General features: G+C 41.6%; 25 protein-coding genes. 13 read left to right on the top strand and 12 right to left on the bottom strand.

Annotation, left to right across the window (positions count from 1 at the left end):
* Window positions 1-162: FAD-dependent oxidoreductase (locus FTU03_RS13935; RefSeq protein ID WP_373684506.1), on the top strand; the 162-nt coding region annotated here is incomplete at its 5' end.
* 248 nt (window positions 163-410) lie between these two features.
* Here FTU03_RS13935 and FTU03_RS13930 read toward each other — a convergent pair.
* The 3 genes from FTU03_RS13930 to FTU03_RS13920 form a co-directional block, all read right to left on the bottom strand.
* Window positions 411-665 (bottom strand): YfhL family 4Fe-4S dicluster ferredoxin, encoded by a 255-nt coding sequence (locus FTU03_RS13930; protein ID WP_159123203.1) that lies wholly within the window; start codon window positions 663-665, stop codon window positions 411-413.
* Window positions 666-668: 3 nt separating this feature from the next.
* Window positions 669-2,078, bottom strand: a complete 1,410-nt coding sequence (gene yegQ / locus FTU03_RS13925; RefSeq protein WP_179993296.1) for a tRNA 5-hydroxyuridine modification protein YegQ — start codon at window positions 2,076-2,078, stop codon at window positions 669-671.
* Between the two features lie 133 nt (window positions 2,079-2,211).
* Entirely contained in the window at window positions 2,212-2,622 is a 411-nt protein-coding gene (locus tag FTU03_RS13920; protein ID WP_179993297.1) for a Cd(II)/Pb(II)-responsive transcriptional regulator, read from the bottom strand.
* Between the two features lie 85 nt (window positions 2,623-2,707).
* Between FTU03_RS13920 and FTU03_RS13915 the strand changes: the two genes are divergently transcribed.
* The 3 genes from FTU03_RS13915 to FTU03_RS13905 all read left to right on the top strand — a co-directional run bounded on the left by FTU03_RS13915 (window position 2,708) and on the right by FTU03_RS13905 (window position 3,973).
* Entirely contained in the window at window positions 2,708-3,331 is a 624-nt protein-coding gene (locus FTU03_RS13915) for a cation transporter (protein WP_179993298.1), read from the top strand.
* Window positions 3,332-3,580: 249 nt separating this feature from the next.
* Window positions 3,581-3,772: a hypothetical protein gene (locus tag FTU03_RS13910; protein ID WP_227607384.1), complete on the top strand. Its 192-nt coding sequence runs from the start codon at window positions 3,581-3,583 to the stop codon at window positions 3,770-3,772.
* 18 nt (window positions 3,773-3,790) lie between these two features.
* Window positions 3,791-3,973 (top strand): hypothetical protein, encoded by a 183-nt coding sequence (locus FTU03_RS13905; RefSeq protein ID WP_005236502.1) that lies wholly within the window; start codon window positions 3,791-3,793, stop codon window positions 3,971-3,973.
* A 67-nt stretch (window positions 3,974-4,040) separates the two neighbouring features.
* Here the strand turns inward: FTU03_RS13905 and FTU03_RS13900 are convergent, their stop codons facing one another.
* From FTU03_RS13900 to FTU03_RS13890, 3 genes are all read right to left on the bottom strand, one after another.
* Window positions 4,041-6,455 carry a membrane-bound PQQ-dependent dehydrogenase, glucose/quinate/shikimate family gene (locus tag FTU03_RS13900; protein WP_179993299.1) on the bottom strand — a complete coding sequence of 805 codons (2,415 nt, stop codon included), beginning with the start codon at window positions 6,453-6,455 and terminating at the stop codon, window positions 4,041-4,043.
* Between the two features lie 219 nt (window positions 6,456-6,674).
* Window positions 6,675-7,421: an IS5 family transposase gene (locus FTU03_RS13895; RefSeq protein WP_179993300.1), complete on the bottom strand. Its 747-nt coding sequence runs from the start codon at window positions 7,419-7,421 to the stop codon at window positions 6,675-6,677.
* Between the two features lie 265 nt (window positions 7,422-7,686).
* On the bottom strand, window positions 7,687-8,466 hold the full coding sequence (locus FTU03_RS13890) for a ferredoxin--NADP reductase (RefSeq protein ID WP_005236496.1): 780 nt from the start codon (window positions 8,464-8,466) through the stop codon (window positions 7,687-7,689).
* 105 nt (window positions 8,467-8,571) lie between these two features.
* Between FTU03_RS13890 and tsaA the strand changes: the two genes are divergently transcribed.
* Window positions 8,572-9,282 carry a tRNA (N6-threonylcarbamoyladenosine(37)-N6)-methyltransferase TrmO gene (gene tsaA, locus FTU03_RS13885; RefSeq protein WP_179993301.1) on the top strand — a complete coding sequence of 237 codons (711 nt, stop codon included), beginning with the start codon at window positions 8,572-8,574 and terminating at the stop codon, window positions 9,280-9,282.
* 102 nt (window positions 9,283-9,384) lie between these two features.
* Here the strand turns inward: tsaA and FTU03_RS13880 are convergent, their stop codons facing one another.
* Complete coding sequence (locus FTU03_RS13880; protein WP_179993302.1) at window positions 9,385-10,377, bottom strand: hypothetical protein; 993 nt, start codon at window positions 10,375-10,377, stop codon at window positions 9,385-9,387.
* Between the two features lie 130 nt (window positions 10,378-10,507).
* Window positions 10,508-11,773 carry an MgtC/SapB family protein gene (locus tag FTU03_RS13875; RefSeq protein ID WP_179993303.1) on the bottom strand — a complete coding sequence of 422 codons (1,266 nt, stop codon included), beginning with the start codon at window positions 11,771-11,773 and terminating at the stop codon, window positions 10,508-10,510.
* 212 nt (window positions 11,774-11,985) lie between these two features.
* On the opposite strand from FTU03_RS13875, the gene FTU03_RS13870 reads away from it, so the two are divergent.
* From FTU03_RS13870 to FTU03_RS13855, 4 genes are all read left to right on the top strand, one after another.
* On the top strand, window positions 11,986-13,743 hold the full coding sequence (locus FTU03_RS13870) for a GspE/PulE family protein (RefSeq protein WP_179993304.1): 1,758 nt from the start codon (window positions 11,986-11,988) through the stop codon (window positions 13,741-13,743).
* Window positions 13,744-13,838: 95 nt separating this feature from the next.
* Window positions 13,839-14,204, top strand: coding sequence for a NirD/YgiW/YdeI family stress tolerance protein (locus FTU03_RS13865; protein WP_034170733.1), 366 nt, complete (start codon window positions 13,839-13,841; stop codon window positions 14,202-14,204).
* 138 nt (window positions 14,205-14,342) lie between these two features.
* Window positions 14,343-15,014 carry a response regulator transcription factor gene (locus FTU03_RS13860; protein ID WP_179993305.1) on the top strand — a complete coding sequence of 224 codons (672 nt, stop codon included), beginning with the start codon at window positions 14,343-14,345 and terminating at the stop codon, window positions 15,012-15,014.
* Complete coding sequence (locus tag FTU03_RS13855; protein ID WP_179993306.1) at window positions 15,011-16,336, top strand: HAMP domain-containing sensor histidine kinase; 1,326 nt, start codon at window positions 15,011-15,013, stop codon at window positions 16,334-16,336. Before FTU03_RS13860 ends, FTU03_RS13855 begins: the two co-directional genes overlap by 4 nt.
* A gap of 86 nt (window positions 16,337-16,422) precedes the next feature.
* Here the strand turns inward: FTU03_RS13855 and hemP are convergent, their stop codons facing one another.
* A complete protein-coding gene (gene hemP, locus FTU03_RS13850; protein WP_004784247.1) occupies window positions 16,423-16,593 on the bottom strand; it encodes a hemin uptake protein HemP in 171 nt (56 codons plus the stop codon).
* Window positions 16,594-16,731: 138 nt separating this feature from the next.
* Between hemP and FTU03_RS13845 the strand changes: the two genes are divergently transcribed.
* A complete protein-coding gene (locus FTU03_RS13845; protein ID WP_179993307.1) occupies window positions 16,732-17,631 on the top strand; it encodes an NUDIX domain-containing protein in 900 nt (299 codons plus the stop codon).
* A 41-nt stretch (window positions 17,632-17,672) separates the two neighbouring features.
* On the opposite strand, the gene FTU03_RS13840 is transcribed toward FTU03_RS13845, so the two are convergent.
* Entirely contained in the window at window positions 17,673-18,221 is a 549-nt protein-coding gene (locus tag FTU03_RS13840; RefSeq protein ID WP_125279080.1) for a tetratricopeptide repeat protein, read from the bottom strand.
* 14 nt (window positions 18,222-18,235) lie between these two features.
* Complete coding sequence (gene mrcB, locus FTU03_RS13835) at window positions 18,236-20,626, bottom strand: penicillin-binding protein 1B (RefSeq protein ID WP_179993308.1); 2,391 nt, start codon at window positions 20,624-20,626, stop codon at window positions 18,236-18,238.
* A gap of 191 nt (window positions 20,627-20,817) precedes the next feature.
* Between mrcB and FTU03_RS13830 the strand changes: the two genes are divergently transcribed.
* Both FTU03_RS13830 and FTU03_RS13825 read left to right on the top strand, forming a co-directional pair.
* On the top strand, window positions 20,818-21,756 hold the full coding sequence (locus FTU03_RS13830; protein WP_125279078.1) for an NAD(+) kinase: 939 nt from the start codon (window positions 20,818-20,820) through the stop codon (window positions 21,754-21,756).
* Between the two features lie 2 nt (window positions 21,757-21,758).
* Window positions 21,759-22,031 carry a YeaC family protein gene (locus tag FTU03_RS13825; protein ID WP_004784238.1) on the top strand — a complete coding sequence of 91 codons (273 nt, stop codon included), beginning with the start codon at window positions 21,759-21,761 and terminating at the stop codon, window positions 22,029-22,031.
* A gap of 59 nt (window positions 22,032-22,090) precedes the next feature.
* Here the strand turns inward: FTU03_RS13825 and FTU03_RS13820 are convergent, their stop codons facing one another.
* The gene (locus tag FTU03_RS13820) at window positions 22,091-23,092 is read right to left on the bottom strand and encodes a glycosyl transferase family protein (protein WP_166136025.1); all 1,002 of its coding nucleotides are present in this window, start codon (window positions 23,090-23,092) and stop codon (window positions 22,091-22,093) included.
* A 414-nt stretch (window positions 23,093-23,506) separates the two neighbouring features.
* Between FTU03_RS13820 and FTU03_RS13815 the strand changes: the two genes are divergently transcribed.
* A complete protein-coding gene (locus FTU03_RS13815; RefSeq protein ID WP_005236469.1) occupies window positions 23,507-24,850 on the top strand; it encodes a dicarboxylate/amino acid:cation symporter in 1,344 nt (447 codons plus the stop codon).
* The last annotated feature ends 169 nt before the right edge of the window (window positions 24,851-25,019 follow it).

The following is a 25,019-nucleotide window of genomic DNA, read 5'->3' as shown; positions in this document are numbered from 1 at the left end:
GGTGAGATTGTGATTAACGAACGCAATGAAACCAATGTGAAAGGTGTGTTTGCTGCAGGTGACTGTACCACTGTTCCTTACAAACAGATCATCATCGCGACTGGTGAAGGTGCCAAAGCATCATTATCTGCCTTTGATTACATCATTCGCTCTGGTCAGTAAAAAAAAAGAGCACCTGGAATCCCCACATTCCAGGTGCTTAATCTCAAACACCTATTATTATTTTCGCTTTATAGGAACTCAGGATGCTAACACCCGGGTTCCTTTTTTTAGTTATTGTTAGATCAGCCAAAAGCGTCCCCAATCGCTTTTAGCTGTTCCTTTCCTCTGGACAGTTTTTGTTTTCAACCCTTATTTTTATCTTTCCCCAAGGTTGTTCTTAGATGAAGTCATCAGACTTCATGCATCATTCAAGCTTTGAACAGATTCAAACCTTTAAATTTCTCCATTAACTGTTCTTGCGTTTCCCGATGCTCGGGATGCGGCACAATGCATTCAATCGGACAGACGGCAATACAGGTTTGATGATCATAGAAACCCACACACTCGGTACAACGATTGACATCAATTTCATAAAACTTCTCGCCCTCATAAATTGCTTCATTTGGGCATTCCGGTAAGCACATATCACAGTTGATACATTTATCGGTAATCAAGAGCGCCATTTTTTAACTCGCCTGATAAGCCAATGAAGAGGCTGAAATGTCTACAGATGATGATGGCAGATTACGGATCAGCAGGGCATACTGCATATCGACATCTGCTGGAACTGGAATTTCAACGATATGACCCGAACCTTTGGCATCTTCAATCAGATTGCCTTTACGGTCTTTGATCTCAGTCAGGGTAAAGGTGATATTGCCTTTGGTGGTCATCAGCTCTAGTGAATCACCAACGACAAAACGGTTTTTCACATCAATCTTGATATAGTCACCATTACGCTCTAACACTTCCCCACAGAACTGCTGATGATCGAAACTCGATGAACCATTTTCATAGTTTTGATATTCACTATGTACATGACGGCGTAGGAACCCTTCGGTATAGCCACGGTTTGCCAAGCCTTCCAGTTGAGTCATCAATGAAGGGTCGAATGGTTTACCAGCAAGCGCATCATCAATGGCTTTACGATAAATCTGGGCAGTACGCGCGCAATAAAAATAAGATTTGGTACGGCCTTCAATTTTCAGGGAGTGCACGCCAATCTTGGTCAGGCGTTCCACATGCTGTACAGCACGCAGGTCTTTGGAATTCATAAAATAAGTGCCGTGCTCATCTTCTTCAGCAGCAAACATATCTTCGTCATTACGTTGCAATAACACGGGTTCATCAAACTGATGTTGTACTTGCATATGTGACTCATCAGCATCTTTTGAACAACAGCCGGAATCAATATTTTTAACCGGGATCACATCGCCCGTTTCATCTTCCTTGGCATCCAGTACTTGGTATTCCCAGCGGCAGGCATTGGTGCAGGCGCCCTGGTTGGCATCGCGTTTGTTCATATAGCCAGATAGCATGCAGCGGCCAGAGTAGGCCATACACAGTGCGCCATGAACAAAGACTTCAATCTCCATATCTGGAACTTGCTGTTTGATTTCTTCAATTTCTTCGATGGACAGTTCACGTGACAAAATTACGCGAGTAAGTCCCATATTCTTCCAGAACTTTACAGTTGCCCAGTTCACAGCATTGGCCTGTACAGACAGGTGAATGTCCATGTGCGGGAAATGCTCACGCACCAGCATGATCAGACCAGGATCGGACATGATCAGCGCATCTGGCTGCATTGCTACGACGGGTTCAAGGTCACGAATAAAATTTTTCAGTTTGGAGTTATGTGGCTGAATATTCACCACGACATAGAATTTTTTGCCAAGCTTATGCGCTTCTTTGATACCAATCGCCAGATTGTCATGGTCAAATTCATTATTACGAACACGCAAGCTATAACGCGGCTGGCCGGCATAGACTGCATCTGCACCATAAGCAAAGGCATAACGCATGTTTTTTAGGGAGCCAGCAGGTGAGAGAAGTTCGGTAACGTGAGAAATGCTCATGATGAAATCGAAAGACATATAAAAAGTACGTCTTTATTCTAGTCATCTGAAATCAGGATTCAACCTAGTAAATAACTCGGAATTGGCATAATTTAACTCAATTTCAAGTTAAAAGATAAACAGTAAACGATTTAAAATATCCATAAATATTTCAGCTATTTTCAATAGATTCCAGTGTTTTTAAAATCTGGCAATGATTAATCGTGGTTGGGGTATTACAGCTTTCGCGAAGCGCCATTAACTGCTGTTTAAATAATTGTAATTCTTTAATTTTATTTGAAATATCTATAAGGTGCTGATCAATCATCTGGTTAACTTCACAGCAATCCTGTTCAGGATTCTGTTCCAGCTGAATCAGGTATTCGATTTCTTTTAAAGACATGCCTAAAGCACGACAGCGTTTGATAAAAATCAAGCGTTTTAAGGTCTCGTCGCCATAATAACGATATTGGTTACTTGCTCGAAAATTCGGCTGAATCAAACCTCTTTTCTCATAAAATCGAATGGTATCAGTACTTAAATCAGTTTTCTTGGCTATATCAGAAATCAAATAATGTGACATAAATACCTCAGGCTTGACCTTGGAGTGACTCCATAGTTTCTAATGACTTTATCGCATTCAGGATAAAAAATCATCGGAGAATAATATGGCCTGTAGTTGTAGTCATGAACCCGCGCCGCCCAAACCTAATAGCAAATTTAGAACAGCTTTATGGATTGCATTATTGATTAACCTGACCTTATTTGGTGTAGAGCTAATCGGCGGTGCTTATGCACATTCATCGGCCTTATGGGCAGATGCGTTAGATTTCTTTGGTGATGCTGTGAATTATGGTATTTCTCTGGCGGTGATTGGTGCAAGTCTGTATTGGCGTGCAACAGTTGCTCTGATTAAAGGATTGACCATGGCAGTATTTGGTTTGGTCGTCATTGGCAAAGTAATTTATGCCTTTATGCAAGGTATTCCACCTGAAGCCATTACGATGGGGATCATCGGGGTATTGGCCTTAATCGCAAACGTTGTCACAGCCATAATTTTATATGCTTTCCGGGATGGCGATGCCAATATGAAATCAGTCTGGTTGTGCAGCCGTAATGATGCGATCGGCAATGTGGCCGTCATTTTTGCAGCAGTGGGAGTCTTTGGCACTGGCAGTCTATGGCCAGATGTTATTGTTGCATTCATTATGGCAAGTCTAGGCTTAAGCGCTGGATATCATGTGGTGAAACAGGCTCTAGCTGAACGAGTATTGAAGCATGAGTCAGTCTGATCCTTAATATTAAATTTAATTATGAAAAAGCTGCTGATCAGGCAGCTTTTTATTAGCCTTAAGTCTAAAAAATAGATGAAAAATAAAGCTTTACAAATGCGATAAATTTAGGAAGAATCATGCGCGAAATTTAGAAAAGATTCATATAACTAAACAATTTAAATTTTTTAGTGTTTTTGAGGGGGAGCAATGAGCTTCATAAAACTACTTTCACTTTCAACTATTATACTGATGACTGGGTGTAGTTCTATGGTCGTCACTTATGATGCATCGGGTCAGGTGATTGGATCATGTAAAGCTACACGTGGTCTGCTTTCAACTGCTAGTGCTCATTGTAATGGATCAGGCAATGCAATTGGCGTGAACTACAATACGGTGGATGCCAAGACAGGTTTATTGCCAGTACCACCAAGTCAAAATCAGATTCATTTAGCACCATAAATCATAGAGGGGAATATCATGAAATTATCAGCACTTATTGCATTAGCAGCGACTATCGTACTAACTGGTTGTGCATCAACAGTGACTACATTTGACTCACATGGCCGTATGATCGGTTCATGCAAAGCAGAAAGCGGTTTTATTATCGGTGGTGGTGCAGGCTGTTCAGGTTCTGCAAATCAGGAAGGTCGCGATCGTTAATTTTTAATGACGATTGCAAGAAAAAACCGAAGCCTAAGCTTCGGTTTTTTCTTTATTCATCAAAAAATTATTTTTGATCAGGTAAAGCAAAGGCAATAATATAGTCGCCAACATCTTTAGAGTGGCTTGCACCACCTGCAGAAATCACAACATATTGTTTGCCAGTTTTTGGAGATTTATAAATCAGCGGTGCAGCAACAGCAGCAACAGGAAGCTCAGCTTTCCACACTTCTTTACCAGTTTTTGAATCCAACGCACGTAGGTAATAATCCTGAGTACCTGCGAAGAACACCAGACCAGAAGCGGTTGAAGTAGGACCACCCAGTGTAGGCATACCTAAAGGAATTGGCATATGGGTTTTCACACCTAATGGACCTAATTCTTTGGCTGTACCCATTGGTACTTCCCAAACGACTTTTTTAGATTTTAAGTCGATGGCAGTCATGGTACCAAACGGTGGTTTGTTACAAGGAACACCCAGTTTAGACTGCATGATGTCAATTTTCACACCCGCATAAGGACCAGCCAGTTGTGGACGTACTGTACCCATGAATCCTGGTACTTCGTCAGTTGAGATATGATATTTACTCATATCTTCTTTACGAACCAATGACATACGAAGTGGCATACGCATATCGTTGACGTACATCATGCCAGTAGATTCATCAATGGAGATCCCACCCCAGTTGAAACCACCAAGCAGACTAGGCCATTCGATATATGGTTTTTCACCAGGTGCAGTGTATAGACCGTTATAGACAGAATCTTTAAAGTCGATACGACAAGCCAGTTGGTCAAAGGTTGAGATGCCCCACATATCCTGCTCAGTCAATGTTGCATTACCAATTTGTGGCATGCCAACAGAGAATGGTTGGGTAGGAGAAAGTTTTTCACCTTCAGCACCATTGGTGTCGACTGGACGTTCTTCAACTTTAGTGACTGGTTTACCAGTACGGCGGTCAAGAACGAAGATTTGACCCATTTTGGTAGTTTGAATCAACGCAGGCACTTTTTTGCCATGATCATCAGTCATGTCGTAAAGCACAGGTTGTGACGGCAAGTCATAATCCCAGACATCATGGTGAACAGTTTGATAAGACCAAACAGTTTTACCAGTCAAAGCATTTACCGCAACAATTGCAGAACCAAATTTTTCTTTGGCTCCGTTACGGTCGCCGCCCCAGTAGTCAGGAGGACCATTACCTGTAGGCAAGTAAACCAGATTCAGGTCTTTGTCATAAGTCGGGATGGTCCACATGTTTGGTGTTTCTAAAGTAAAGCCTTTGCCATCTTTAGGTTCACCAACCAGTTCAGGATTACCGACATCCCAAGCCCAGGCCAATTTACCAGTACGAACGTCATAGGCACGTACGACACCAGACGGTTCGCCATGCACAATATCACGTACCCAGCCACCTAATACGGCAACATGACCCGCAATCAGTGGAGTAGACGTTGGATGGTAACGTTTACTTTGTTCAGTAGGACCCATGTCATGCAGAACATCGACTTGACCGTTAGTACCAAATTCTGGACATAAAGCACCAGTTTTGGCATTTAAGGCAATTAAACGGCCATCAACAGTAGAAGTCAGGATACGTTGTGGACAAGCTTTAATACCTGGTGCTTGTAAGTCTGCTGCAGTTAAAGATTTGTCTTTAGTTGCATCATAGTAACCAACACCACGGCAAGTGATATGCTCTGCAGTTTTTGCATGTGGATCATATTTCCAAAGTGCTTTACCACTGTCACCATCAATTGCTGAAATGATGTTAGTCGGTGTACATGAATATAAAGTACTACCAATTTGAATTGGTGTATTTTCATCGACACCGGCAGAAGTATCACGACCAGTGTGATAAGTCCAAGCCACTTTTAGATCTTTGACATTTTCAGGGGTAATGTCAGTGTACGGTGCAAAGCGGGTACCGTTACCATTACGACCGAAATATTCCCAGTTGTCTGGGTTTTCTGCATTCGGTTTAGCCAGTGCAGGGTCTTGTACGATATCAACAGGATTGAGGATTTTGCCGTGTGGGAAGAACGCAGCAATCAGGGCTGCGACACAGGCAAAGAAACCGGCAAAGCCAACAAGATTGGCAGCTTTGATTTTTGCAGCATTGAGTGCTGGCAGGCTTTTGCTTGCCCACATGCTGAGGACAAACAGAATAGTTGGAACCACCAGACGTGGGATATATTGCCAGAAGCTCAAACCTTGAACTTCAGCAATAGACCAGAGGAGGGTTGCAATAAAAGTAACAATAGAAAGCCAGAAACCAAAGGCTTTTTTCATCGCATATAAAATGGCGATTGCAACATAGGCAATCCCTGCGATGAGATAATAACTTGTACCACCGAGGCTGAGTAATTTAGCGCCTTGAATGATCAAGTACAGCGCAACGAGTAAAGTTAATACCACTACAAAATAGCGATAGACTTTAGACCCTGTACGCTCGATAGAGGAGGGTTGTTCAGTGCTCATACCTTGCCTATAGAAAACGGCTTGGTTGCATAAACGGTGAAACAGGAGAATGGGATCTAAATAGATCGAATTAAAAGTTTACAGAGTTTATGTAACTAAGTCTTTAGCGAGGATAAATCCTCATGAGAAATCAATTACAGTTACATATTCTAACATTTAAGAATGAATTTTTGACTAAAAAATATAGGGTCTGTTGACATTTACTGTTCATAATTAAACCTATAAAGGTAGCCATAAAAATATACAGGCTAAGGCAACAGCACTTTGATAATTTCTTTTGAGCTTGTCATATCGAGTAGCTATTCCTCTAAATTGCTTTAATCTACAAAACATATTTTCAACTAAATGCCTGATTTTATATAAATACCAGTCCATATGATCATTGTTCGATTGGCTATTTATTTTCTTTGGTATATTCGCTTTTGTCCCTGTTTTTCTGATCTGTTCACGCAGTGGTTCTGAATCATAGCCTTTATCTGCGCAGACCACTTTTGTCTCTTTTAAGTCTAATGTTGATATTAAATCAGGTGCAACTTTGACGTCATGTGTGGTTCCATCGGTAATCATGAAATCAACAGGATTGCCATTTGCATCAACAATCAAATGTATTTTTGAGGAGTTTCCTCCTACACTTTTAGAAATAGATTGATTCGCTATGCCGGCAGAATGTTGATGAGCACGTACATGAGAGCCATCAATAAAAATCCATTCCATATCGGGGCATGAGGCTAGTAATTTGAATAATCTAAGTAACTTACCGCTGCTTGACCAACGATTAAAACGTTTGAAAATAGAGTTTGAATGACCAAAACAAGAAGGAATATCTCGCCACGGACAACCTGTTCTAATTCTATAGAGAATAGCTTCAATAAAATTACGTAAGTTTGAGTTGTGATGAATAGATAAATTACGCAAAATAGTTTTCAACTTTTGCCAGTGTTGATCTGTCAGCATGGTACGAGGCATAGCGAATAGTAAAATTGGGTTTGGCGATTTGATTTTGCTACTTCGCTATTTTTTAAGCTAAAAGTGTCAACACACCCTAATGTGAATATTGATATTTATCATTTATTTTACTTTTTTAAGTAATTACATTTTTATAAATACGCTAATTATAAGAAATTTTAAGTAGAGAGTAGGTTGAGTTAATTCTTTCAGATTAAGACTTACTGGATATAAAAAACGCATGCTTAAAGCATGCGTTTTAGGTTGCAAAAGGTTTTTTTGCAGATTATTTTTCTACGAATGCACGTTCAATTACGTAGTCACCCAAAACACCCATACGTGGAGATTCTTTCAGACCGTGTTGATCTAGCAGTGCAGCAACATCGTCCAGGAATGCAGGAGAACCACAGAGCATTGCACGGTCAGTTTCAGGGTTGAAACGTGGTAGTCCGATTTTCTCGAATAATTGACCAGATTCAATCGCAGTGGTTACACGACCTTGCGTATGGAACTCTTCACGAGTAACAGTTGGGTAATACACTAATTTTTCTTTAGCACCCAATTCACCAAAGAATTCGTGGTTTGGAATTTCGTTAAGAATCAAATCTTGATAAGCCAGTTCTGAAATGAAACGTGTACCGTGAACCACGATGATTTTTTCAAAACGTTCATAAGTTTCTGGATCACGGATTACAGAAAGGAAAGGTGCAAGACCAGTACCCGAAGAAAGCAGGTACAAGTTTTTACCTGGGTTTAAGTCATCAAGAACCAGCGTGCCTGTAGGCTTTTTAGAAACCAAGATTTCGTCGCCAACTTTTACTTTTTGCAAAATAGAAGTAAGAGGACCATCTGGCACTTTAATAGAGAAAAACTCTAGCTCTTCTTCATAGTTTGCACTTGCAATTGAATATGCACGCATTAAAGGCTTGCCATTGACTTCAAGACCGATCATCACAAACTGACCGTTTTTAAAACGTAATGCAGTATCACGAGTCGTTTTAAAAGAGAATAAAGTGTCATTCCAATGGTGGACGTGAGTAATCTTTTCGACGTTAAAAGCAGCCATTAAAGGTCTCAATAAGTTATCAAATTAGAACAGGTTGCTATTCTAATCTAAATTCATTCTCTATAAACTGAATATATTTAATTGAGCTTATCAAAAAAAGTGATTATGACCGAACTCACTCTGCCGATTATTGGCTATATGCATTCTCCCTATAAAGAAAAGTTTGGCATCCCGCGTCAGCCTAATTTGGTACAGGTTGAAAGCTATATTGAAATGACCGGTTCATATAATGATTTACTCGCATTTGAAGGCATCGAAGAGTTTAGTCATCTCTGGTTAGTCTGGCAGTTTCATGACAATAAAAATCAGCAGAGCCAGCAATTTCGTCCGCAGGTTCGTCCACCCCGTTTAGGCGGAAACCAGAAAATCGGGGTGTTTGCGACACGTAGTATGTACCGTCCTGCACCCATTGGTTTATCTGTGGTAAAGCTTAAAGAAGTTAGAAAAGTAGGGAAATCGATACGTGTATATGTGAATGGCAGTGATTTATTAGATGGTACTCCGATTGTCGATATTAAACCTTATATTCAATATTCGGATGCAGTGATTGATGCACAAAGTGGCTATGCACAGGAGGAGCCGGCACGTAAGTCCGTGAGGTGGAGTAAGGACGCTGAACAGCAAAAAAATTTATTATTAGAAAAAGGAACAATATCTGCTCAATTGCTAGAAGAACTTGAAGCCGTTTTATCTCTCGATCCTAGACCGGCATATCAGGATGATGAGAACCGGGTTTATGGAATGAAGTTTGCGGACTTGGATGTGAAATTTAAAGTTACTTTAGCTGATATTGTAGTCGATCAGTTAATTTTTTGAATTTTTAAAATGAAATACTGATTTAAAAATAGGAACCTCAACTAAATTGGAGTCCCTATTTAATATGAATATAAAGCACTCGAAGTACTTTATATCACGTTATTATGAGTATTTTTTAATTTGCTTTCTTAATTCTTCAGATGCAATATTATTAAATAAAGTGCATGCATTCTCTTGTAAAGTTGCATACTCCTGTAGAGCTGGTTTGTCCTGAGCAGATGCTGAATTAACCAGTGCTTTAGATGCGGCTAAAATATTTTTAATATTATATTCTTCTCCAGCTGGATGATAATCAACTTCATAATATTTGCTCTTATATTCAGCTAGTCCCCATTGCTGATCTTCTCTAAGATCTAGATATGCTATAGCATCCTTGAAAGTATGTTTGGCATATTTACTATCTTTTGAAATATCAGCCCATTCAAGTTTCAAATAATCTTGTACATAATCTTCAAGTGAATATTTATATAGCTCAATATATTTTTGTGAGTTATCAATAGTTTGAAATTGAATACAAGTAGATCCGGTAGGGAATATTGAATTAGAAAGTACTCGATAAAAATCTTCCCCTTTTTCTCCCATAGGGTAGGTATCGAGTAAATTATATTTTAAATTGACATAATGCTCTGGACTGAGGACTTGAGCAATATTTTTACCACTAATATCAAAGACCTTGAATGTAAGTGTACTGCTTAATCCTGTGGAATTAATTGGAGAATATGGAACTTGCTTCCAAGTGGTTGCATTAGCCGTAATAGTCCCTTGCAATTTGCCATAGGTCGCATGTGTAGAACCGTGATCATATAATCCATTTTCAGTTAGATAGAAAGTTTCACTTTCATCCCAGCCTGTTGTCTCATCAACTTTAATATAGACATTCCCTTGATCAAAGGTTAGCTGTTCAATTTCATAATTTAGATCCGAGTCGGAATATTCATCAATATAGAATGATGACCATTGTTGGAAGTCAGGTTTTGTAAGGGTAGTATTTCCAGTTCCAGTATTACCGCCATTTGAATCAGAAGATGAACCCCCACCACACGCACTTAGCATTAATCCACTGAAAATAGCGAGCGATAAATTTTTTAATTTCATAATAGTCCTTATTAAAATAATTAATTTAAATATTGCTTTTCTTAATTGAAGCAAACTGATTATAGCGAGAAAATATTAGAATTAAACTTGTAAAATATATAAAAATTAATTATTTGAATAAATTTAATAGTCAAAAATACATCCACCAAAAAATACCGATCAACACAGCCATATGTAAAATCTGTATCGGTGCAAAATATAACGCGAATTTAAAACCACCTGTTAAGGCTGCATTGACCGACTTAGCCAAAGCATGTGCGCCTAAACCTAAGAGTAAGGCATAGATCAAACGGGTATTGGAGGGATCTCCTTGAATGACCACACTGGCCATTGCGGCATGAATTTCAAATAAGGACGCAAATATAGTACCAGCCAGGAGACCAGCATTGCCCAGTAATATTTCCAGTCCGTAAACTCCAGCCTGAATAAGGGTTAATGCGGCAGAGATAATCACAGCTTCCTTGAGGCTAAACATCTTACTGTCAGAAGATTCAGGAGACTCCTGATTTTTAGTAGGTTCAGCTTTATGTAATAATATAAATGCACATGCAGCCAGAATAAGCATAGCGACCAACGACGGTAAGAGCAGAATTTTTAGCCAGTCCCAAGAAACGCCTCCCACTACAATAAACAATAGAACTAATGTCGAAATGCAGGACATCAGGGCAGCACCAGCATTGGATTTTGCATCCATTTCACCTTTACGGACCTGTATCCCTAATTGAGCAATAGTGGCTGTACTGGAAACAAAACCCGAGGCAATTGAAGACAATATCAAGGCATTTTTAGTCGAGAAGAAACGTTTAGCGATATGTGCCAAAGCTTGAACTACCAGAATCAGAGTTACTAATTTTAAAATCAGATAAGGGTTCAGCACTTCACCCCATAAAGGCCGGTCAGGGGTTAGCGGTAAACCAATCAGAATCAAGGCTAATAATAGTAATCCATCCCTAAATTCAGCCTCAGTAATCCACTGTCCGGCAATATTATGCATAGAGTGTTTGGCCATTAAAATTATCGTGATCAGAACTGCTAGTCCTGCAGCCAGAGGAATATTCCACAGACAAATCGCCCCAATAAAATAGGTCATGATAAAGGCCAATTCGGTGGTAATCCCCGGATCTTCTATCTGGTTTCTAATAGAAAAAATGACAATACCGCCAATAATGAGTGCACCGGCCAGACCCATTGCCATTCCGAATAAAAAGCACAATGCGCCTAATAAAGCACAGATCGCAAAAGAGCGTAGCCCGGCAAAACTGGCCTGTTCTTCACGCTGTTTATGCCGTTCACGTTCCAGACCAATCAATAAGCCACATCCTAAGGCGGCGGTCAGGAGGGTAAGCAGCTCATGAAAGGAACTACTTTCATTTAAGGGAACTACGTTTAAATCCATACCCGGTCTCAGCGATTGAATAAGATATCCTGATTGAAATATAGGCGAAAAATTGACACATCGACAAGCAGAAAAAGGTTATGACCTAAAACCCATGTGATGTGTTTATCATTTATGAGAAACAATATTGCTTTTAAGTTTGGAAGTCGCGATGGAATGCGAAAAACAGGAAAAACTTGTTATAGTGGAGGCAGTTTTGGGGACCATCGATCATGAAATTTGATTTTGAAATTGATACAGGCTGGTGTTTGGGTCAGCTTTTAAAAGACGGAAAAATAACTGAACGTGACCGGATGCGAGTTCAGACCACACATCGTCAACGTGAACAAATAAAATGGCATCCCTTGCAATGGATCGCGCACTTTAGTCTGGTTGATCAGTCCCATCCTCAAAGTACTTTGACACTCAACCGCTTATGCCAGTGGCTGGCAGAAAAAACCGGTTTAATGTTCTATATTATTGATCCGCTCAAAGCTGATGTGCAGGCCTTGACCAATGTTATGTCACAGGAATATGCATTGCGTAACCGTATTCTGGCAGTAGAAATTCAACCAGATAAAGTTCTGATTGCTACAGATCAGCCTTATAAAACTGAATGGGTCTCAAACCTCGAACAGAATATTGCACCAAAAAAAATTGAACGGGTATTGCTCAATCCGGAACAGCTCCAGCGTTATATTGTTGAATATTATCAGGTGAGTCGTGCAGTCAGTGGCTCACAAAAATCATCTGCTTATGACCGGGAAAATAAAGGCGTAGAAGCCTTACTGCAACTGGGTGATTCACAGAATCCGGATGCCAATGACCAGCATATCGTGAAACTGGTAGACTGGGTGCTGCAATTTGCCTTTGAGCAGGGTGCCAGTGATATTCATATGGAACCGCGCAAAGACACCGGCAAGATCCGTTTCCGGATTGATGGAGTATTGCATACCATCTATAACATGCCAGCCAATACCTTGACCGCAGTTATTTCCCGAATCAAGATTCTGGGCCGGATGAATGTGGCAGAAAAACGTAAACCACAGGATGGTCGTTTAAAAACTCGGACTCCAAAAGGGCAGGAAACAGAACTGCGTTTATCGACTTTACCCACCGCATTTGGTGAAAAGCTGGTAATGCGTATCTTTGACCCAGAAGTTCTGGTCAGAAGTTTTCAGCAGCTCGGTTTCGAAGGGCATCTGCTCAATGACTGGAATAATCTGACCAGCCATAGTCACGGTATTATTCTGGTCACCGGACCGACCGGTTCTGGTAAAACCACCACACTGTATTCCACTTTAAAGCAGCTTGCGACTGAGCAGGTGAATGTCTGCACGATTGAAGATCCGATCGAGATGCTGGAACCAAGCTTTAACCAGATGCAGGTCAATAACGGAATTGAACTGGGCTTTGCAGATGGTGTACGTGCACTGATGCGTCAGGATCCTGACATTATTATGGTCGGCGAGATTCGTGACCAAGATACGGCCAATATGGCGATTCAGGCAGCATTAACCGGTCACTTGGTACTTTCTACCTTGCATACCAATGATGCGCCGTCGAGTCTGACCCGTTTGCATGATCTGGGCGTACAACCATTTTTAACAGCAGCGACTATCCTGGGGGTTCTGGCCCAACGTCTGGTGCGTAAGCTATGCCCACACTGCAAGCAGGAGAGTTTTCTGGATGAGCAGGAATGGCAACATCTGGCAGTGGACTATCCTTTACCACGTCCGGAATTTGTTTTTAAAGCAGTCGGTTGTGAAGAGTGTCGCCATACCGGTTATAAAGGCCGAATCGGGATTTATGAGTTTATGCCGCTTAGCCTGACCACCAAGCAATTGATCGGAGCGGATGCTAACCTGAATCAGTTACGTCAGCAGGCAAAAAAAGAAGGGGTAGAACCTTTACGGATTGCCGGTGCTCGCAAGATTCTGGAAGGGGTCACCACGCTTGAAGAGGTCTTAAGAGTTGTGCCATTAAATTAATTCTAAAGATGAAGCGATCTTAAGATTCAATTCATCTTCGGCTGTTTTAATAGCATTATCGAAACAGGGCAAGACTTTAAAAAGAGGTAACTGCAATGAAAATGATGATGAATACTGTTTTAGCAGCAGCATTAATGGGTTCAATTGGGACTGTCGCAGTTGCGAGTAGTGAAACTGCGGTGAATCAGGCTGCATTTGCTAAAACGACTACAGTTAAGCAAGCATTGACCATGAAAGATGACAGCAAGGTTCAGCTGAAAGGTTATGTGGTAAAAGCTGTCGGTGATGAAAAATACCAGTTCCGCGATAATACTGGCACCATTACTGTCGAAATTGATGATGAACTTTGGCAGGGTAAACCTGTATCAGCTAAAACACCTGTGGTAATCATTGGTGAAGTAGACATTGACTATAAACCTGCGAAACGTGTTGAAATTGATGTCGACCAAGTTCAGTTCTAATTTCAGCATAATTTCCTGAACTGAATCTGAAGACAGCAACAAAAAACCACATGCAAGTTACCAAAAAGCATGTGGTTTTTTTTTGAGTCTGGAACTTTTTCAAGGCAAGATAGAAAGATAAAATAAGCGGAGCATAGCATGCGTATTCTTTTGGCAGAGGATGATGAATCTCAGGCGGAAAGTATTCAAACCTGGCTGGAAATGGACGGTTATGTGATTGATCGGGTTGATCGTGGGGATCATGCCATTCTGGCGATTCAACAGCATCAGTATGACTGTATTTTGCTGGATCGTGGCCTGCCGAATGCAACTGGAGATGACATTCTTAAAAGCTTGCGCAATAAACAGAAAGATACGCCCGTTATATTTATCACCGCCAAGGACAGTATTCATGATCGGGTTGCAGGACTCGATCTGGGGGCCAATGATTATCTGGTAAAACCTTTCAGTCTGGAAGAACTTTCCGCTCGCGTGCGTGCCCAGCTCAGACAAAAACAGCAAATGCCAAATCATGTCCTGCAATGGCAGGATCTTAGTCTGGACACCCAAGCCAAGACTGTAATGAAGGCGGGGCAGAGCATTAATCTGACTGCAAAAGAATTCCAGATTTTATATAAGCTGATGCAAAAACCAGAACATATCATTACCCGAGAACAGCTGGAAGAATCACTCTATGCCTGGGGAGATGAAATCGAAAGCAATGCGATTGAAGTCTTTATTTATCAGCTACGTAAAAAAATTGGCAGTCAGATGATTAAAACCATTCGTGGCTTGGGCTACCGGATGCATAAACCCGAGGCCTCCATATGAAGGCACCCATTTCCCTGCAAAGTCGGCTGATTCAACATGCCATGTTCAGTTCCATACTGGCAGGATTTCTGGCGTGGCTGCTGTTATTGGGAATTTCCAGCTATCAGGCGATTGATCTGCATGATGACCTGATGGAGGAAATTTCAGAGTTACTTCTGGGAGATGTTAACCAGGCCAAAAATACGCAGGTTGATGAAATCAGTGAGCAGTTTGATATTCAATATGCCTTACTACTGAATCAGCAGGTACTGACCACTTCAATTGATGATGAACTGATTAATGAGATACCAGTTGCACAGAAAAACGGGTTTCACTTTGATTATGAAAATGGTCATTTTATTCGCATCCTGATTGCTGAAGATCAAGACTTGAAAGTGAAAGTGGTACAACCGCTTTCGGTACGCTTTGATGAGCTTTGGCAAACGACTTTAGGTTTCGCCGGGATTTTATTTATCCTATGGATATTACAGTGGCTGATTTTACGTTTTGCCATTAAGCGGCAATTAAGACCTTTAAATAAAATTTCCCGAGAAATCGGTTCTAAATCTGCACAGGATCTCAGTCCGGTTCAAAGTCCTGATCCTGAGATTACTGAATTGCAACCGATTGTCCGTCAGCTGAATGCAATGCTGAGCCGTTTAGAAAAATCATTGGCTGCCGAGCAACGTTTTACTGCCGATGCTTCACATGAGTTGCGTTCCCCATTGTCTGCCATTCAAATGCGTTTACAGGTGCTGAAACGTAAATATCAGGAAGATGCTCAACTTAGGCAAGCGTTACAGATGATTCAGAATGACGTCAACCGCGGAACGCAGATTCTGGAAAACTTACTGCTATTGGCTCGGCTTGATCCAGAACATGCAGAGCAGTTGCCCAAACAGCAGGTGAATCTTAAAGTATTGGTTCAGGAGGTCTTACAAGCTTTACAACCTTTTGCTCAGGAAAAAGAGATCCACTGGAACTTAAAACTTGAAGATGCAGTGATTGAAGCAAATGCAGAACTGATTTTTAGCTGTATCCGCAATCTGGTTGATAATGCCATTCGATACACGCCGATGCAGGGACAGGTCGAAATCAGGACGATAGTTGAAGGTCAGAATCTACAACTTATGATTGAAAATTCGGGAGAGGGAATTCAGGAAGAAGTTGTTCAACGTTTAGGTGAGCGTTTTTACCGCGCCTTGGGCACGCGAACACAAGGTTCAGGTTTGGGATTGTCGATTTGTCAAAAGATTATGCAGTTACATACGGCCAAGATTGATTATGCGCCGTCAGTTTTGGGTGGGCTTAAAGTTTCATTAATTTTTCAATCTGAAGAATAAAGATATTAGATATAGCAATTAAAAAAAGCAGTATGCGCTGATTCATACTGCCTGTTCCCACGTTTATTATTTTTGGAGTATTTAAATTACTTAGTCAGGATGAGACGATTGTTACGAGTCAAACGTAGACGGTATTCTTCACCCGCATGCATGATCCGGATTTCTCGTCCTAGCGCAAATAAATTGTTCGAATGCAACATCGGTAGCGCATGCTGAGTATCATTATTGCGGGTAAATAGGCTAAATGGTGCGTTCATTCCGTCGACTCCGTGGTGTGTTTTGGATTGATTTAAATGATAATCATTATCGAATAGATCTGTCAACGAATAATTGCTGCATTTATAAAAAACTCTAATTTGCTTACAATCTGTAAAACTTCAATAGTTCAGAACATTATGTCTAAAACCACAATTCATGTCGCAATCGCTATTTTATTTCATCAAACTCAGGTTCTGGTCGGTTGGCGTGAAGCTAAACAGCATCAGGGCAATAAATATGAGTTTCCAGGTGGAAAAGTAGAACAGGGCGAATTGCCTATAGAGGCATGTCGACGTGAAGTGATTGAAGAAGTCGGAATTGACATCGAACAATGGCAGGCTTTTGATTTTATTTCGCATGAATATGAAGATGTCATCGTCAATCTGCATATTTTCCATGCTTCGGTTCAGCCAGAACAATTAGCTGGAATCAAGCAGCCTTGGCGCTGGTATAGCCGGGATGAACTCAGTGAACTAAATTTTCCTAAAGCCAATCAGGCCATGATTCAAAAGCTGCAATGGCCGAGAAAGATCAAAATTTCTGAAGACTTGAGTCACCTGAATAATCTGGAAACAGACCAGATGCTGTATTGGCGAGTAATGGCCAGCCCTGAACACATTAGCCAGTTACAGCAGATTCCAGTCGATCAGTTATCCAGATTGATCATTAATCAGGAACTTTGGTCACAATTGAATGAATTGCAGCAGCAAACCATTCGTACGCTTCACCTGAAACAGTCTCAATTGATGCAACTGCAAAAAGGGGAGTTAGCTGGTGGCTATCGTTATCTTGCAGCCTGTCACGATCTGGAAGCATTAAAACATGCAGAAAACATAGGCTGTGAAGCAGCTTTACTCAGCCCGGTACTGGCAACAGAAACACATCCTGATACCGCAGCTTTAGGCTGGGAAAAATTTAAACAGATGGCTGAACAGGTACAGATTCCTGTATTTGCCTTAGGCGGTATAAAAGCTGAAGATCTAGACCATGCTCAAAACCAGCATGCTTATGGGATTGCAGGGATCCGTTATGTTTAAGTCAGAAACTTATTATAAATAACCGGGCTCACGCCAGGGCCTTAAAATTTCTTTAAGGCCTGCTGAGCTTGCTGAATGGCTTTGGTGTTTTTTTGCAGTTGAGCTGCTTTCAGGCGCACCTGCCAGAGCTGCTTTTTCATTGCATTGGTCTGCGCATAGCTCAAACCACGTAAGGCGAAAGCATCTGCACGGGCCGGCTGGTTTTTACGGTTTGCGATCAAGCCAAGATACAGATAAGTTTCTGAAGCTTGGGGCGCCAAACGCTGAGCTTGTACTGCAGAAGTTTCAGCTTGATTATATTGTTGCTTGCTATAGGCCTGCTGAGTTTGCTGCATCAATTTTTTAAATGCAGGTAAGTTACGTCCATCATCAAACTTTTGTGCCTGAGGCTTTTGCTCAGGGATCACAATCTTCTGACGTTTAATCTCCGGTCGATCATAGGGCGTAATCACTACACCATCAGGTGTAGAGGATTTTGGTTTCTGCTGAACCGGAGGTTTAGTAGGAGCCGCAGGCTGTTCTGGCTCCGACATGCTTTGGCAGCCCACCAGACCGAGGATGAGCAGACCAGGAATCAATTTTCTTAACATAAACATAGACTCAATTATTGGCTATAACTTCCACTCGCGATAATACGGGTTTGTTTAGCAACTTCGCGTTCTATTTCTGTTTCACTTTCTTGTATATAACGACTGAGATCATCATCTTCCTCATCTTCTGGTGAAGGTTCTGAATCAATCGTATAAGGTTCAGTGGCGTAATGCGAGATGCCACAAGCAGTTGCCTGATTAGGCAAGGCATGACGTGAAATCGGAATATACATGGCACCATCACAGCCTTGGGCAGTCAGTTTACCTGTATAACGGTCCAGCCAGTGCCATTCAATTTCATTAGGCTGAGCCAGATTCACCGGCTTCTGATGCAGCTGTTTCATGACATTGGTCCAGACCGGAAGTGCACCTGAAGAACCGGTTAATCCAGTGACTTTGTTGTCATCCAGACCTAACCAGACCACTGTCATATAGTTGCCAGAATAACCTGCAAACCATGAATCACGGGTATCGTTTGTCGTACCCGATTTACCCGCCAGATTCAGGTTGCGTGGCAAACTGTTATAGGCAGAACGACCAGTACCACTCGACATGACCTGTTGTAAACCATAATTCAGAGCATAGGCTGATGCTGGATCAATCGTCGGCTGAACACTTAAGCTGTAACGTTCAAGCGAGTGGCCATTCGCATCGACTACAGAACGAATCGATTTCACCGGATATTTAAAGCCACCTGTTGCGAAGTTACCGTAAATATTCATCACTTCCATCGGTGACATATCTACTGCACCTAAATAAATAGATGGATAATTTGGTATGTCAGAAGTCACACCGAATTTTTGTAGATGGTTAATAAAGGTCGACAGGCCAAATTCCTGCGCCAAACGCACCGCGGATAGGTTATAGGATTGTGACAGGGCAAGAGACATCGGTACTACACCATGTGCGCTACCACTATAGTTTTTCGGTGTCCATGGTTTGCCATCACTTTGAATGGTGATCTGGCTGTCTTCAATTGGACTGGCCCAGTGATAGCGATTCGATTCTAGTGCTGTCAAATAAATCACCGGTTTGAGTAATGAACCCACCTGACGCTTGGCATCTAAAGCACGGTTAAAACCGGTAAAGTCCTGGGTAGAACCTACCGCTGCAACCAGTTCGCCATTTTCAGGGTGTGCGACCAGAACAGCACCTTGCAAATCTTTTAGACGACCTGGATTGCCTTTACTTAAACGGGCTACACTTTCCTTAAAGCTGTCCTGAATTCGGGTTTGTGCCAATGGATCTAAGGTTGTGAAAATACGCAGACCCTGGTTGGTTAAATCAGTTTCCTGATATTCGGTACGCAACTGACGGCGAACGATATCCAGAAAATCCGGGAAGCGAGCAGGGCCTAAAGTTGGTTTGGAAATGACGTTCAGCGGACGGGCAGTTTCTGTTTCATACTGATCTTGGGTCAGATTACCCATTACCAGCATATTATTCAGAACCACATCACGACGTTTTTTCGCAAGTTCAGGATTACGCCATGGGTTATACAGGCTTGGACCTTGGACCAGACCGACTAAAAAGGCCTGTTGAGAAATATTCAGTTCACGTAACGGCAAGCCAAAATAAAATTGTGAAGCCAGACCATAACCATTTACGGAATAGTTGCCATTTTGGCCCAGATTCACTTCATTTAAATAGGCTTCCAGAATCTCATCTTTGCCATAATGCAATTCAATCAGCATTGCCATAAAGGCTTCATTCACCTTACGTTTTAAGGTGCGTTCTGGTGTTAAGTAGAAATTCTTGACCAGCTGCTGGGTGAGGGTTGAACCACCTTGACGTTTACCACCAGTAATATTACTTACCACTGCACGTGCAATCCCGCGTGGAGATACACCATGGTGATTGTAGAAATTACGGTCTTCAGTGGCAATTAATGCGTCAATTAACGGTTTAGGCACTTTATTGAGCTTAATCAGCACACGGTCTTCATTATGCTGTGGATAAATACCACCAATCAATAAAGGTTCCAGACGGGCAATCCCGCTAGAAGAGGGTTTGGTCGCACTTACTTCAGCAATCTGATCGCCATCAAAGCTGACTTTCAATACCTGTTCAGGTTCAACGCGATCGCCAAAATCAAAGCCACGGGTATGCACATACATGGTATTGCCAGTGCTGACAAAGCTGCCCGATTTGGTATAGCTGTCTGAACCTTTATAACCCAGTAATTTTAATTCTTGTTGGAAATCCTGCTGGCTGACCGGGGCATTTACATACACTTCCATCGGGCGTGCGAAAACCTTGGCCGGAATATCCCAGCGTTGACCTTCAAATTTTTCACGCACAATATTATCTAATTTAATCAAATAGATACTAAATGCTACAAATGCAGAAATGACTAGAATGGAGAAGATTAAGGCAATGAACCCCATACCTCGTTCAGATTTCATAAATGACGATAAGACCCTGTGAAATTGTGCTAATCATGCGAAGCTTTTCATTATTTTGCAATATTTAATCAATTATTGAGATTAAAATTAAAATTAAACTTCACATTTTCTCCTTAATTTCAATCTATTTCAATTCAATTCTGCACAGCTTTGTCATGTTATAAATTGTCATCCTATTCAAGCTTAATGTTATGATAAGCAGGATTCGAAGCGGAGCGACGACACTGGTGCAAATTTCCCACAAGACATTTCGAAATATCGGGTTGATTGGACGCCCGGATAAATCTTCAGTGGTTGAAACCTTATGCCTGATCCACGATCATCTGCTCAATTTAGGTCTACATCCTGTTTTTGATGCAGATACAGCTGAACTGGTTCCTTATCAGAATACCCAAACAGTTAGCCGCGCCTTGTTGGGCGAAGTGGTTGATCTAGTCATTGTGGTAGGTGGGGATGGTTCACTGTTACATGCAGCGCGGGCATTGGTAAAATACAATACGCCAGTGATCGGGGTGAACCGTGGTCGTTTGGGCTTCCTGACAGATATCAAGCCAACTGAAGTCATCTTTAAACTGGATCAGGTATTAAAAGGTGATTTTCAGGCAGAACGCCGTTTCTTGCTGGAAATGGAAGTTCGCTCCAAAGGTGAAATCATCTATGATGCGATTGCCCTGAATGATGTGGTCTTGCACTCCGGTAAATCGGTGCATATGATCGATTTCGAGCTGAATATTGATGGACAATATGTCTATCGCCAGCATAGTGATGGTCTGATTGTATCTACACCGACCGGTTCAACAGCCTATGCGCTTTCCGGTGGTGGGCCGATTGTGCATCCAAGTATGGATGCAATTGTGCTGGTGCCGATGCATCCGCATACCTTGTCTTCACGTCCGATTGTGGTCGGAGGGCATAGTGAAATTAAACTGATGATTCGTGAAAATCGCGTACTGCCGATGGTGAGTGCGGATGGACAACACAGTGTGTCTTTGAATGTTGGCGATAGCGTCCATATTCGTAAGCATCCCTTTAAACTGAATCTTCTGCATCCGCCAGGTTATGACTTCTATAATGCATGTCGAACCAAACTGGGCTGGAATCAGGACTTCGACTATCTTAAGCAGGATTAAATATGAATATTGAACAAATGCTTGCCGTACTCAATCCTGAGATTGTAGAACGCTTAAGAACAGCCATTGAAATTGGCAAGTGGCCAAATGGTGTAGCACTGACTCAGGAGCAGCGTCAGACCTGTATGCAGGCTGTCTATGCCTGGGAAATGAAAAACCTGCCAGAAACCGAACGTAGCGGTTATATCGATCGTGGCACTAAAGAAGAAGGCGAACAATGTGATGATGATCATCACAAAAATGAGCCGGAATTTAAACCGATCCGTTTCGTTTAATCGAAACCGAAAAAAAGACCACAGATGTGGTCTTTTTTAATGTCTGTTTTCTGGTCTGATCAAACTGAAAGACGGCTATTCCAGAGTTCTCTGGCTTTTTGCATCGCCGCTTCATAGCTGTCATATTCGCCCATGGTATACAGTGCAATGCCCATAGTTTCAACCACTGCGATTTCCCCATATTCATGTGAGCGTTGACCTTCCCATACTTGCTTAAACACAGCTAGATCCAGCTCTTCTTCAATCGGACTACGGTTGTCAGTCAGTTTTGGTAATTCGTGCTCATAAAGTTCGCCATTCTTAATTCCGCAGATTAAAGTTTTGGCATCCGGGTTACGTTCGAACTCACCACCTTCACCTTTAATGACTGCACTATTTTGATAGCCTAACTTGTAAGCGGACTGCTGATGTGAACTACGATAAGCAGGGTGGAAAATGGCTTGTAAAGTCGCTTTGGCATTAAATGGATTAATCAGGCGTGCCAGCGTATGAATCGGAGAGCGTAAGCCCATGACATTACGTAGCCCGATCAACTCAGCCAGAATTGGAGAGATCACCTCCAATGGCAGGTAAGCAAAATGTTTGTCTTTAAGCTGCTGTTCCACCTCAACATCATTTTGGCAGATCGGATAGCCTAAGTAGTTAAGTACCTGTTCGGTATAGACCCGATTCAAGGTATGACCTGAAGCACCATGCATTACGATATTATAGCCATGCTTAGCGAGGGTAAGCGCAGCCAGAATGAACCAGGGATAATGTTTGCGTTTACCTGCATAAGACGACCAGTCCAGATCAACATCCAGTGCCTTGAAATTCAGTTGGTCACGGGTTGCCTGCACAAAGCCTGCGAGTTCATCAACAGATTCTTCCTTGACGCGTAATAGCATCAGAAAAGCGCCCAGTTGTACGTCCAGTACTTCATTTTTCAGGATCATGCTAAAAGCCTGATAGGCTTCTTCATAGCTTAAAGAACGTGCACCATTTTTTCCCTTGCCAATAATACGAATAAACTGGGCAAAAGGATGTTCGGCATCTTTATAAATATTTCGCTTTGTGGTCATGGGCATAGATCAATCATGTTCATCAAGTATTGGCATATTTTACGCTGATATTGGTATTTCACCTTCTTATTTTGCAGAATTATTATAGTTTTATAAGACTATAGTCTAAGAGGTATTGTTTAGTATTTAGGCAAATTTAACATTTCGGGTTAAACAAAAGTCTAAAAAGCGGTTAAAATTTCACGCAATTCTTGTGTTTGCTTTATCTCCTGATCAATGCACTGACTTTTCTTAAAGATCGGTGTTCCTGTGATTGTTAAATGTACATACACATTCTAATTTCAGTATCAGATTAATTTTTTGATACATAGGCACTTTTTTGTTTCAGACAATGAAGTATTGGACGCTTGTTTTTTAAAAATAAGTGAAAACTGAATATTGCTTCTGGTTAGAAGTATATCGTGAAGTAAGGTTATGGCTAAAAAACCAATTTATAAGTCGCTTTATTTTCAAGTGATTGTAGCCATTATTGCGGGTATCCTCGTCGGACATTTCTCGCCAAGTGGTACACAAATCATTAATGGTGCAGAACAATATGTTCCAGGTCTGGGCGAACAACTAAAGCCGCTGGGTGATGCATTTATCCGTTTAATTAAAATGATCATCGCACCTGTGATTTTCTGTACCGTGGTTAGCGGTATCGCAGGTATGGAGAGCATGAAATCAGTCGGTAAAACTGGTGGTGTCGCGCTACTTTACTTCGAAATCGTATCAACAATGGCGCTGATCATTGGTCTTCTGGTGATTAATATTGCCAAGCCAGGCGTTGGGATGAATGTTGATCCGGCATCGCTGGACACGGCCGGGATTTCTAAATATGTAGAGTCGGGTGCTTCTCAGTCTACCGTTGATTTCTTTATGAATATCATTCCAAATACGGTGGTTGGTGCATTTGCTGAAGGTGAAATCCTGCAAGTCCTTTTATTTGCGATCCTGTTCGGTTTTGCATTACACAAACTGGGTGCACAAGGTAAGCCAGTTCTTAAACTGGTAGATCAGATTTCACATGTGTTCTTTAACATCGTGAACATGATCATGAAACTTGCACCTATTGGTGCGTTCGGTGCGATGGCTTTCACGATCGGTAAATATGGGATCGGTTCTCTGGCGCAATTGGCCCAGTTGATCATCTGTTTCTATATCACCTGTTTGCTGTTTATCTTTATTGTGCTGGGTTCAATTGCACGCTTTACCGGCTTTAGCATTGTCAAGATGATTCGCCTGATTCGTGAAGAGCTGTTGATTGTACTCGGTACTTCATCGTCTGAATCTGTATTGCCACGTATGCTGAAAAAACTGGAGCTGGCAGGTGCTGAAAAGTCAGTGGTGGGTCTGGTCATTCCAACAGGTTATTCGTTTAACCTGGATGGTACTTCGATTTACCTGACAATGGCGGCAATCTTCATTGCACAGGCGACCAATACGCAACTTGATTTGTCTCACCAGATTACCTTGCTTCTCGTATTGCTCATTTCTTCTAAAGGTGCAGCGGGTGTAACTGGTTCAGGCTTTATCGTGATGGCAGCAACCTTAGCGGCTGTAGGTAATATTCCGGTTGCAGGTCTGGCTTTGATTCTCGGTATTGATCGCTTCATGTCTGAAGCCCGTGCCTTGACCAATCTGGTCGGTAACTCTTTGGCAACTCTGGTTGTAGCAAAATGGGTCGGTCAGTTAGATATGGACAAGCTGAACTATGCATTAGCAAATCCGGCTGAAATTGATGAAAAAATGGCGCAAGAAGGCAACAATGCTCATTAAGTTTGAGTTTGTCTTATAGGTCATAAAAAAGGAAGCTTCGGCTCATTGCTGTCCCACAATTTTTCACAAGAGGAAGCTCAAATGAGCTTCCTCTTGTTTTATGGGTATTTTATCGGGTGAAAATAAAGCTTTTAAAGTTCTTCTTTCAAACAAATTCACTTGAATTATT

The sequence above is a fragment of the Acinetobacter sp. YH12046 genome, from assembly GCF_013419905.1.
Taxonomy (GTDB): domain Bacteria; phylum Pseudomonadota; class Gammaproteobacteria; order Pseudomonadales; family Moraxellaceae; genus Acinetobacter.
This window is presented reverse-complemented; position numbering and strand designations above follow the sequence as displayed.